This window comes from Acetobacter fabarum, assembly GCF_029069195.1.
GTDB classification, from domain to species: Bacteria; Pseudomonadota; Alphaproteobacteria; order Acetobacterales; family Acetobacteraceae; genus Acetobacter; species Acetobacter fabarum_A.
The window spans coordinates 1-12291 of sequence record NZ_JARDYK010000009.1; the positions used below are offsets into that span (position 1 = coordinate 1).

Annotated in this window: 6 protein-coding genes and 1 pseudogene; 4 read left to right on the forward strand and 3 right to left on the reverse strand. The window is 51.4% G+C overall.

Annotation, left to right across the window (positions count from 1 at the left end; all coding sequences use genetic code 11):
• Positions 1-325 precede the first annotated feature (325 nt).
• Both PY793_RS10590 and PY793_RS10595 read left to right on the forward strand, forming a co-directional pair.
• Positions 326-553: a hypothetical protein gene (locus PY793_RS10590; RefSeq protein ID WP_275178031.1), complete on the forward strand. Its 228-nt coding sequence runs from the start codon at positions 326-328 to the stop codon at positions 551-553.
• 95 nt (positions 554-648) lie between these two features.
• Positions 649-2397, forward strand: coding sequence for a recombinase family protein (locus tag PY793_RS10595; RefSeq protein WP_275178032.1), 1749 nt, complete (start codon positions 649-651; stop codon positions 2395-2397).
• 215 nt (positions 2398-2612) lie between these two features.
• Here PY793_RS10595 and PY793_RS10600 read toward each other — a convergent pair whose 3' ends face one another.
• From PY793_RS10600 to PY793_RS10605, 3 genes and pseudogenes are all read right to left on the reverse strand, one after another.
• Entirely contained in the window at positions 2613-8072 is a 5460-nt protein-coding gene (locus tag PY793_RS10600) for a sacsin N-terminal ATP-binding-like domain-containing protein (protein ID WP_275178033.1), read from the reverse strand.
• A 513-nt stretch (positions 8073-8585) separates the two neighbouring features.
• Positions 8586-8786: pseudogene (locus PY793_RS14205) on the reverse strand (hypothetical protein); the annotation flags it as partial.
• A 197-nt stretch (positions 8787-8983) separates the two neighbouring features.
• Positions 8984-10369, reverse strand: a complete 1386-nt coding sequence (locus tag PY793_RS10605) for a HEPN domain-containing protein (protein WP_275178034.1) — start codon at positions 10367-10369, stop codon at positions 8984-8986.
• Between the two features lie 668 nt (positions 10370-11037).
• On the opposite strand from PY793_RS10605, the gene PY793_RS10610 reads away from it, so the two are divergent.
• Both PY793_RS10610 and PY793_RS10615 read left to right on the forward strand, forming a co-directional pair.
• A complete protein-coding gene (locus PY793_RS10610; RefSeq protein ID WP_275178035.1) occupies positions 11038-11352 on the forward strand; it encodes a hypothetical protein in 315 nt (104 codons plus the stop codon).
• A gap of 2 nt (positions 11353-11354) precedes the next feature.
• The gene (locus PY793_RS10615; RefSeq protein ID WP_275178036.1) at positions 11355-12248 is read left to right on the forward strand and encodes a hypothetical protein; all 894 of its coding nucleotides are present in this window, start codon (positions 11355-11357) and stop codon (positions 12246-12248) included.
• Positions 12249-12291 lie beyond the last annotated feature (43 nt).

Below are 12291 nucleotides of genomic sequence, written 5' to 3' on the forward strand. Positions count from 1 at the left end.
AAGTTTCCTGTACCCCGGTTCGCTCACCCATCATCTGCCGACACTCCTTGACTGATGACGACTGAATCAGGAAGCCATGATTATTTCAAGAGCGACTTTTTCAACAGAATTAGGGCGAAAGCGGTCGCTCGCTGCGCATACCGGTTTCGCCTTCATCTGAGCGCTCATGGCAGCAGAATCCATTAAAACTGGAACCATTACCGACCACGACGTGCCACTACATCTCCCCATTGATGTTGATTCATCCATCCTATTACTTACGCAAATACCGCCGATGACCGCATGGGATGATTTTGTTCTTTTCCATGACGCATGACCCTGTCCAATGGCTCCAGTATCGTCTGGAGAAACCGTCATGGACGCACGAGACTGGCAGGCGCGGATCGAGATCATTCTTCCCGACGACGAGGCAGCCGCACCTTATGTGACCGATGCCAGCGTGCTCCGCCTGGCGCGGCTCATCGGTCGCCAGATGGCTCGCGAGGATCATGAGCGTCAGAAGCGCCGCCGACGCCACACCCGCCATCCAGCAGGGTCTGCCCGAAAAACGTGATGGCGACGCCAACGAATTGACTACCACCCGGCGGGTGGAAGCAGGGTAAGCTCTGACACCCTCTCTTTTTGGAAGATGATGCCCGGAGTCCTGCCATGGTCCGTGTCGCGCTATATGCCCGCTATTCCTCCGACAATCAGCGGGCCGCCTCAATCGAAGATCAGTTCCGCATCTGCCGCGAGCACGCCAAACGCGAAAAATGGAAGGTCGCCAGCGCTTATAAAGACGCAGGCATCTCCGGTTCCAGCATGATCCTGCGGCCCGGCATCCAGACCCTCTTGCAGGACGCGCAACGCGGCGAATTCACTGTCGTGCTGGCCGAAGCCCTGGATCGCATCAGCCGCGATCAGGCAGATGTCGCCACCCTGTTCAAGCACCTGAAGTTTGCAGGGGTCAAAATCGTTACCCTGGCCGAGGGCGAGATCAGCGAACTGCATGTCGGCCTCAAGGGCACGATGAACGCTCTGTTCCTCAAAGACCTCGCGGCCAAAACCCATCGCGGCCTGCGCGGCCGGGTTGAGGACGGAAAATCTGGTGGTGGCCTATGCTACGGCTACAAGGTCATCAAAAAGCTGGATGCCCGAGGCGATCCGATCCGGGGCGACCGTGAGATTGACGCAAACGAAGCCAATATTATCCGCCGCATCTTCAGAGACTTCGCCGCTGGCATCGGCCCGCGCGCAATCGCACGCACACTCAATGATGAAGGTATCCCTGGTCCGAACGGCAAGCTGTGGATCGACACCACGATCCGGGGGCACGTCCAGCGCGGCACAGGGATCGTCAACAACGAACTCTATATCGGCCGCCTCGTCTGGAACCGGCTCCGCTATATCAAGGATCCCTCAACCGGTAAGCGGGTGTCGCGGCTGAACCCTGAATCCGAGTGGATCATCACCGATGTGCCCGACCTGCGCATCGTGGATGATGCTCTCTGGCAGGCGGTCCGCGACCGTCAGGCAAAGATCGCCGCCCAATACGTCAACGTCATCGCGGCCGTCCGGACATCGGCCGCTAACCGGATGAACGGCATGCGCCGCCCGAAATCCCTGTTCTCGGGTATGATTTTCTGCGGCGTCTGCGGCGGCACTTACTCGCTCCGCGAGAAGGACCGTTATGCCTGCTCGAACCGGATCGCTAACCGTTCCTGCCATAACAAGGCGACGATCCTGCGCCCCAACCTTGAAGAGCGCGTGCTGACCGGCCTCAAGCACAAACTGATGACACCCGAAGCCGCCGCTGCAGCCATGAAAGCCTATACGGAAGAGACCAACAGGCTGAACCATGAGCGCCGCGCCAACAGTGCTGGCTGGAAGGCCGAACAGGTCAAGGTGGAGAAGGGTATCCGGGGTATCGTCGAGGCCATCAAGGAAGGCATGTTTCATCCCGCCATGAAAGCGGAGATGGACACGCTCGAAGCTCGCAAAGTCGAACTCGATGCCCTTCTCTCCTCCGAACTGGAGGATACCCTGGACATCCACCCGAATGTCGCGGCGGTGTTCAAAAAGAAGGTGGAGCGTCTGACCGAGAGCCTGAACCAGCCAGAGGATCGGGCCGAAGCATCCGAGGCCGTCCGCGCACTGGTGGAGAAGATCGTCCTCTCCCCCGGCGACAAGCGCGGCGAGATCTTCGCGACGCTCTATGGCGAGCTTGGAACGCTGCTCAGATTCGTGAACCAGAAGGACACGAAATCAGGCAAGTCCTTGAAAGGACTTGCGAAAACGTCAATGTGGGAATCGGTGGTTGCGGGGGCAGGATTGCTGCTTAAATTGCGACAATCGCAAGTTGAGAACAAAGCCAGCCTAGGTAATTGTTTTTCGAGACTTTTTTCCGGTTACGCCTGACCCATTGTGACATTTACGGGCCCTTTTCTCGCTAAAACAAGACTTCTTCATTCAGAGCCATGTCCGCTGACGCCTCATGTCGATTATGCTTGCACGCAGGATGATAACTATCGCACCTTCTACCTAGCCGTCGTACCGGTGCCCAACGATGAACGCCGGCTTCAGAGACGAGCGGACGTTCATAGGCGTCTTGTCGCTGTCGCGGCGACACACGTTCAGGCCAGTCGGACGAAACCATATCGGAGCCCTTCCCCAAGCAGGTTGAGAACGGATTCGCCACTCTCGCTCATCGGGTTGGGCAGCATTTCGACCCTCGCTTGGGAAGGGTTCCCAATATTGCTGACATAGGCGATCCAATATTGCGTGCCACTGCGCGGCCGGGCCGCCGATCTTCCCGCCCTGACCTCTGTCTCTCCCAAAATGAACGCGCATGGGTCGGCGAGGCTGGCCTTGACCTCTATCTGCCAGCGTTGCCCTCGGAAACCTATCTCGAAATCGTAGCCGAGACTGTCGCTTCCCTCGCGATTGGTGATGGGCCGCGCGTTCCCGGACATCCAGGCCGCATCAATATCTTGGTCCGGGAGCCTGCGGCGCAGCCAATGATAAACCGCCATCTCGCCTAGCCGTCCAATCATGTCGGTCTTCTGGGATGGTGCCCGCGGAGGCGGTGGCGGAGGCTTCTGCCTGCGCTCCACGTCACACGACCGAGGCCTCTCCCTCGTCCGGGAAAGCTTCAGCTTGGCGGCGCTACCGATCGCGACGCCCAAAAGCTTGGAGGATAATGATGAAGCCAACTCATCGGACACCGACTGCCAGTCAGCTTCCTCGGGGTCGATCTTGCGGCCATTGAAGGAGACCAACCGAGCCTCGCGTTTCCTCGCATCCGCCTCGGCACGCGCCTTTGCGAATTGTACGTCGAGGTCTTGGTCACCGATTCCAAGGACGTCGCGGTCGAAGCTCTCCGGCATGCCTACCGGCCATGCCTCCAAGATTACAAGCCAGCGTCTCATGGAGATCTCCGATAGGGCCTGGAACTCGAACGCACCGCCTTTGTCCAAAATCGCGCGCATCGAGGAACAACCGGCATCGCCCTCGAGCCACGGAGCCGGGACCGTCTGGTCATTCTTAGTGCACCACGCACGCACGAGAGGATTCGCCGCTGCCACGAGCTTGCGGGTCATTGCCGCGTTCGCATCCCGGACGTCATCAAGCGGCTCGAGCGCTAAGTGCCCCTGCTCAAGGGTTGGCGCACCATGGGATACCAGCCAAGCATCGACATGTTCGCCTAGGATCTGCTCCGGCACGTCGCGGAATCTCATTAACCAGTCAGGATCGGCTCTGAGGTCATACAATGCATCGCGCGCCACCGAGTAGCCGGGCGTGGGCTCGAAGCGGGCCAAGGCGTCCGCGTGCTTGGCACGGAGGCAATCCAGAATCGCCCGGTTATTGTCTCGGATGAAGTGGATTAGTTGGCCGGCATGCACCTCGGGGTATATGTCAGGCGCCTCTCCGACTGCATCGAGTGCGTGGTTCAGCACCGCGAAGTCCATTCCAAGCGCCTCGCGAAGCTCTGATATCGCAAGTGAAGTCCTGCACGCATCGAGGACACGCTCAATGTCCATGTGCACCGGTGCCAGCCACGGCGAGAGAAACGAACGAAGGTGACTGACATCCTGCACTATGGCGGCTTCGTCCTCCTCGAAGGCGTCGACCGCTTCCTGCCCACCAACAGCATGCAATATCGCTTTAAGCCAAGGTGATTGCCGCTCGATGCTCGCGCCGAGTGTGTCGCGGACAACAGATCGAGCCTGCGTGCCCAAGCGAAGCCGATCCGCCATCGGCTCGATCTCCTCCTCAAGATCCGGCTCCTGATCCACTTCCGCTCCGGAATAGCGGATATCCGACAGGAGAAGGCGTAGGTTGGGCTCCAGGGAAGGCTGCTCGATGGCCTCGCATATCGATGGTAGCAAGTCGTCGATGGACTGCCAATCGATGCCACCCGAAATGCGCGTGACGACGACCGTGTGCCCGTTATCTAGCTTGAGAGAGAAGGCTCGGCGGTGCTCAACGTCTCCTTCGATGTCGACTCCATCGAACTTAAACCGGATCATGCCAGCGCGTTGGACCAGCAAGCGCTCGAGCTTGCCAAGGATGCCCTGTCGATCTGCTGGGAGCCGTTGATAGTCCACGCCCTTCAATGCCTCAAGTGCCACCGCGACCAGTAGGCGCAAGCGCGGGCAGAGGGAGATTACGGGCACGGTTTCGCCCTCGCCAAGCGTTTGGCCATCGGCGATTAGCTCGTAGCCGACTCCAGAAAGGAGACGGACCCGATCACCATAGATTACCCTCATGAGACGACCCATCGCTTCTGCGTCACCCGAACCCGCATCGAACAACCTTACCTCGGCGGCCTCCGCGAGGCTCACGGCTGTCTCATCGCGGGTATCGCGCACATAGACCGCTGCCGAACCTGCCTGTGCCAGGTCGACGGCACCGAAACCGCTACCTTCCCTCACGACAAGCAAACTTGGAGCCTTGGCTCCCGCTGGGTCGAACCTTCCAGCAGAGTAACGGGTGGCGAGCTGGCGCCAGCCGCGATGGTAGAGGTTCAGAAAATGGCGCTCGAAGTAGCGATCGAAGCCATCGCTGCCGAACTGGGCAGCTAGGAATTCAGCTTGCTGCACCAGCGTGCCCGGAGCGAAGAGCTGGCTCATCCCAGTCCGCTTGTGAAGCTCGCCAGCTTGCCCCTTCGTAGCGCGTTCGAGCGCACGCATCACCGGGATAGTGGGGCGCCGCAAGAACGGAGGGAAGCGCTCGCCATCCTCGGTCCGCCATATGTCGCATGGTCGGACGGTCGCATGCTGCGTGCCAGCCGTCGACGGCTGGTCAGCGGGTATCCATGCCGACGAACGTAGGAACGACCGAAGGGGGGTCGGCCAGTCGCGGGCATCGTCGTGGATAAAATGATGGTGATGCACGTCAATGGTCCAGCCTTTCGCGGGCGGCGCATCCAGCCATGCGATGACCAGTTGAGCGAAATGCTCCAGGCAATCACGCGTGAAACGATCTACATCGCCCTGCCCGGGCAGCCAGAAGATGTCGCCTCGTAGGATATAGTCGCCAGTGGACGACTTCAGCTTGAACGCATAGGGGACATGGGCGATAATATCGGCGCGCCATGCTTGGGCAGCTCTGTCGGGGATGCCAAGATCCTCGCAGAACGAGAAGTCCCTCAGTCGACGAGCGGGAATGCTCGCTGGTGAGGTCTTGCGGATCGGGTGGAGGCCCTTCTGGACACCAAGCTCAATAAGGAACTCGGTCCATAGATCCAAGCTCGAACCCTTGAAGCAATAGTGGTTTCGGTCCGCAAGTCGACGCGCTGCGAGCTCGTCGATGTCATACGAACCGGTCGGTGCGCTTCCGATGAACCGATGGATCAGAGGACCAAGCGTATCGTCCGGCCAACTGCGAGAGAACACGGCATGCCGAGCATCCACGAATTCGCCGCCCACCGTCGGCACCATGAACCGATGCTGCGCCTGTAATTTGAAGGCACGCCCCTTGGTGCGCGGTCCGCGCCAAATCTGGAATGCCATCCTAAGACCAGCCGTCCGTGTGGCGTTCCTGCCATCCGCACGGACGATCCGCGAGAGCTGGACAAGGATAACGTCGCGGTCGAACTCCAGGACGAGCTTGTGCTTCTCTAAATATTCGCGGGCGTCAGAGAGGTCGCCGTACCAATCGAGGCTATGCGACAGGAAGGCGAAGTTGTTGGCAAGGCTCGCGGGCAGGACGAAGTTATCCTCGTCTTGGTCTCCCCCGCGCCGCGCAGGCGGGAAGAACACCGACACCACGACCGTGCCACGCTTGCGGCGAACTGCCTTGCCCTCGACCTCGACAGCAGGCGTCATCGCCTTTCGCAAGTTCCCGTCGGCATCGAGTAGGATGGGCGCGCCGGCCAGGGCAGCGCCCGATTGATTTAGGAATCCGGGAAGTTGGTGATAGAAATCATTCCAGCGCGACGCCGTGGATTGCTTGTCGCTGGCAATATCCCTAGCAATCGCGACGACTAAGGCGACCCTCTCTGGGACCTTCGGCTTATTGACGTACCCGATCATCGTGCGAGTTAGGAAACTCGTTAGCCGGTCGATACGCGGTCCTAGCCCTGGCCAGATCGGCGACACACCAGTGCTTTGCGCGTGGAGCGCCGCCGCGTCGGCGCCAAAGACGGTTCCCTCCTCAGTCCAATGACGAGTCATAGCGCCGCCGAACCAATTGAGCGGCTCCGCATCATGTACAAGCGCCGGCACGATCGGGGCATCGCTGAAGCGCTCGACCCCTAGGATCGTAACCAATTGCTCGACGATGATGTCCTCAAGCGGCACATCGCTTGCCAAGCTGTCAACCGGCTCCCAAGCCAGCAGGTCGACTACCGCGCTGGCGCGCTTCACCTTGTCAAGCTTCGGCGAAGCTCCATCGGCGGCGGGAGAAACAAGCGTCGCTATGGTCGCCGCAGCTAGAGCAGCTGCTGTCTCGGCAAGCAGGGCGTTTAACCTGATGGAGCCGTCCACCGCTGTACGGCTTGAGTTGGGAAAGAACGTGCCGTGGAGGAACCCATTGAACGGCGAAACAGCTTGCGTTCCCATAGGCAGGTAAGTGTAAAGGCGGGTCTGCGGCAGCATCGCGTCAAGACGAACAGCCAGCGCGACTTCGCCATCGCCCCCCCATTTTTCCCAATGCTTATGGAGTTGCTTTGTCTCGATGCCATTCTGGATGGCGCCGAGCATCCCAATCTCGGGAACCGATCTTCTGGCGATCAGGTACGTACCCTCGTTTCCTAGGTCGGCGACTGACAACAATTGGCCGCCGATCTCGACAGAATCTTCCATACGTTCGAGAATGATCTCGTCCTCGACCGTGCCGCCAGCACCCAGCACCTTGACGGTCAACCTTGCCAAGCGAGACAGGAACAGCAGGAGTGGGACGCCGCTTGCGCGAACAGATGCAAACTCGCGCCGGACATCTGCTACCGCGTCCGCCGATCTCAGCGGCAATGCAATCACACTCGAATATCCCTGCCGCGCGAAGCGTCTAACAGTCTCCGGCTGTTCACTCACCCACACAGGGATATGGAAAAGCGGCAGGTCGATCTTCGCCAACTCTCGATGTCTTGGGTTGTCGACTAATCGGTCCAGATCGTCGCTTCCCGCGAAGCGGAAGCAGAAGCCGTCGAAGATATCCGCTGCGCCTTCGGATGCGCGGGAGAAAACATGCGGCACATCCGTGACATGATGCACGCTACGGAAACCTAACCCCTTATTGCCGATGGACTCGCCAGGAGGCTTGCTGGAGAGTCCCATGTCACAAAGCGCGTCGACATTCTTTAGCAGAAAGGGCGTACCACTATTTGCAACGTACAGGACACCGAACGCCCCCTCCGCCAGATCCAAGACGACCTTGATAGCACCGTCGGACCTGTTGTCGGGGTGCACATCATTCGCGTTCTGGATGAGCTCGATTAGGAACCGGCCATGATAATCCGATGCGATGCTCTCCCCCATGCTGGCGCTGCCGGCGTAGATCTTGGAATAGTAATCCCCATCCTCGTCGATCGTACCGGTAAATCCAGCAACCTTTCGACGTGCAACTTCATCAATGACTGCCTGAAAATTCATCGGTTGCTCTCGCCTTTGTCGACCATTTGCGACCTCTCCATACACTTGATGAGCCCACAGACGACCCGCCAAACCAATTATTGCGATATCGCAATGCAGAGCGACACGAACAGACCGCCTTTCCACACGCAGGCAACCGCTCCAGAAGCCACAACCAACCACTTGAGCTCATGTACGATAGCAGGATCGTACCGAAACTGTAGGTCACAGCCGTGTAGAAGCCGAGTGGCAAGATATAGTCCACCAGCCAAGATTAAACGGAATACTGTCCCGCCAGTAGCGGATGGTAACGAGTTGGGGGCGAACGTCAGCCACTATAGCTCCGGCCCCCAGAGGTGAGACTAGCAATGGCCCCATGTGCGACGGCGCCTATCTTCGTGAGGCTATTCGCGGCGAAAATCACCCAGTCAGAAAATCCCACAGCTCTAAGCGCTGCAATAATAAAATCTCTTAATTCTCTTTAATTAAGAAACAGAAGATACCAATTTATACAAACATATTTTGTGAACACGATCAATCATCTAGCTCCTTCTCCAGGTTCAAACGTCTGCCGCTCCTCATAGCGACTGCGTCTCGAATAGCTCTGCATGGCTTCCTTACGAAAGTGCCGGGAGAATAACCGGTCGCTCTGCTAAAAGCATTGCTGAATGCGCTTTCAAAACCATATCCGAGCGACCACGCCATGTCTGCAACTGAATGGTCAGTTTCGCTTAATTCCCTTTCCGCTCACAAGTCCGCGCCTCGTGGTACCCTTCATGAGTCATCTCGTGAGCAGGTTGGTATAACAACCTTGCTCCGAGTGGATCAGAACTCACCCTCAAGGTTTTCACCTGTAGATGGCTATGTGAAGACCCTGCAACCCCATAACAGATGGTCTTCTATGAACCACCGATCGCATCCTTAGGTAATTTTCACTCCAATTTTTCTACCAAAGCCTTGCTAAAAGGACTTTTTACTAAACCCATTTTCACAAGAGATATATATTCATGGATCATTTCATTAGAAAATTCCATATTTAAAATACCATCTATCAAGTCCTGAGGGAAATCGCAGGATTTCATTATTATAAGTAAATACAATATTCTTATTGATTTTGTTAATTCATGCATATGCATTACATAGGATTCATCTTCAGGTTCTCTTTTTCCGCCATAATGTGATAGCTGGTTCCGTAATTTAGAAAAATCTTCTGAAAACAATCCTACTTTTTCTTTTGCAAGAAAATTACTAATTTTGCAGAGTGCATTTTCTATTTTTTCTTTTAATGTAAGAGAGTATGATCTCTCTATTCTCTTTTTTAAAGAGCAAGATTTTTTGGCTGTTATTTTCTTATCATGAACTAAATCATCCATTATCCTGTTAAAATCTTTGATGCTTTTAGAATATTTTTCTGGCAATTGAGGAGGATTAAATCTATTAATTAGCACTTCCATCCCCCACGCTAAAGATATAAAATTGTATTCGGCAAAATTATTTTTATAAAAATTAAATGTATACAAATAATACGCTTGCTCATATTTTCCAGAATTTAATATGTATTTTGCCAACAATGCTCCGAATGTGTCTTTTAGATATATGAATTTAGAAACAAATGTCTCACCAATCATTTGAAAATCATTCAAAATCTCCCTTTGATATATTAATATTCCTATTTTTCCATTATTTAATTTTATTTCGGGATAACTGATATGAATTTTTTTTGTTATAAACGTAATGAAAAACCTTTCGATCCACTTTGTTAAAAACACAGCATCAGAAATACTTTTATTTTCTCTTAAATTAATTATTAAATTTGTCTCAATGATTTTCTCCATATCATTTTCTATGTTTTTTACCTCTTTTGACTGAAGAATTATTTCTCCAATTTCTGTATCCCAATATAGAGAAAATATTTCGTCTAATGCGACATCATGAAAGAAAGCGTTATAAGAAGATAAATTAAACTCTAAACTTTCTATTTTTTCACTCTCAAAAAATTTTTCTTTTGTCCTGCATGAGTTTCCTTTCACTAGTACTGAGATAGCTGCTCGAAAACGCTCACCGTCACCAAGAAGGATTTTCTCCAAGTCACCAGGCTGGACACCAATGAATGAAAAATAAATTGAAAATCCAGGGAAAACCCCATGTATTTCAGTATTCTTACCGTTTTTAGTGTCTGGATTATTATTAATAATTTTATTTTTTAAATCTACATCCGAGTAACCAGATTTATTTATAAATACACTCCCCTCTGTACTATCTTCAAAGTATGGTGTATAAAATAATCCATTCATTTTTTTATTGTAATAAAATTCCATAAATATATCACCCTTATACTTATATTGAATGTTTACAAACACGCTCGACCCGCAAGGGGGGCGTAGTTTCTGAGCATTATTGTGACAGCGGCTCGCGTCAATGCAGATAATCGCAAGTGGTTGCGAGATAAGATACCCCCGATTTGAACCTGATTCTCCTAAACACCTGAAATTAAACAGTTCCCCAGAAGAGGCCCTCGGTTTACGCATAGCAAAACCCCGCTAAGCTGTTGACTTAGCGGGGTTTCAAAAACTGCAAGTAGTTGCGGGGGCAGGATTGCTTCTCAGCTTGCGACAACCGCAAGTTGAGAGCAAAGCGGGATTAATAGGCTGTTTTAATGAACTTTTTTCGGCATACGCATGACCTCTTACTGAAATAAATGCCCCCCCTACCCTCATAAAGCGTAAAGCTTATACATCCAGAGCTATGTCCGCTTCCGCCTACCATTCATGACATTACATTCTCCCGCGATGTTGCCGTAAAGCCGACATTGACAGACAGCAGAAGCTGGGCCTTACGCTTTGACAACTCGCATATGTGAAACGCTCCTTCTGAAACTTCCGTCATTGGGAAATTGACATTTTTCGTATCATATATCTAGAATTCCACCCGTAATGTAATATTATTAAGCTTGGGTTTGAACTTTTTATGAATGAAGCTGTATAAAATGGTAGTTATTTATAGATCAACGACTGGAGATGAGACTTTAATAATAGAAGAAACGAAGGAATATTCCCCATCTCCAAATGGATGTGAGGTAAAATATTTTACGAGCACGCATGAAAAAGCTTCATTGTATGGAAAAATGGCATTTATGCAGTTTCAATCTGATCCACCCTATACCAACTCATCTGGCTCGATACATCACTCCTTTATAGAAAGTGAAGGATTTGTTGATATGGGGATACCGACAATTATCGTGAATAAAAAAAATATTGATAAGGTTATAAATGTAGATCTAACAAACTACATGGATATATAAATATGAAAAAAAATCTAAATTTTATTCTGGATCATCAATACAATAAAAAAATCAATGCCGATGACCGAAAAATTATATCAAAACTTAATGTGAATATTGGCACTGATAATGAAAATTATTATGATTCAGATACTTCAGTGAAAATAGTATCGTCTTTGACTATGAGTGAGTGTTTTGGAATTCCAGTATTTCCTGGAAAATCATTTGTCCTAAAAGACAAAGAAAATAACTTTAATTCTAAATATGTAGTAAATACTCCAGCCTTCCCATCGCGAGTAAGTTTTTCCGATAAGGAAATGGAAATAAATCAGTTAAGACATTTCAATAAATATGAAATGTTACACCTCATTTTTAGATCGATATACACAGCTGTAGAAGATCACAATGAATTTTACGATACAAATATACAACAAATAATCGTAAATCCTGATTTGTTTATAAATTTTGAATTAGATATCAATGCCCTAGACGTGGCAACTTCTATTGTAACTGTAAATCCGGATTTGAGGCAAGCAAGAAGACTTATAAATACCGCAGCATTTGACTTATTTCCTGCATATGATAGTGAAATAAAAAAATATCAGGAAAATATAGATGAACGATTTTTTGAACCCTATAAAGCTGCCTTGAATACAATAACAAGCAGAGAATATCAGCATTTAGATTCGTTGAAATTATTTAAAAATATATACATTACAAATGAAGCCATGCGTGAAGTGCATCTTAACAAGATTAACATGATAGATATCTACGAATCAATTTCATTAATTCGTCCTAATGACATAGGATCAAAGATTTTTTATATTCCACTACCATCGGAATCTGGCAAAATATTTTCAATTGAGTGCTTCTCTAGTGATATAAATAAAAGAATTTCCGTTAAGAAAATATTATAAGGAAATCCCGGATTGGGGTGCTCAAAAACAGATAATATTATTG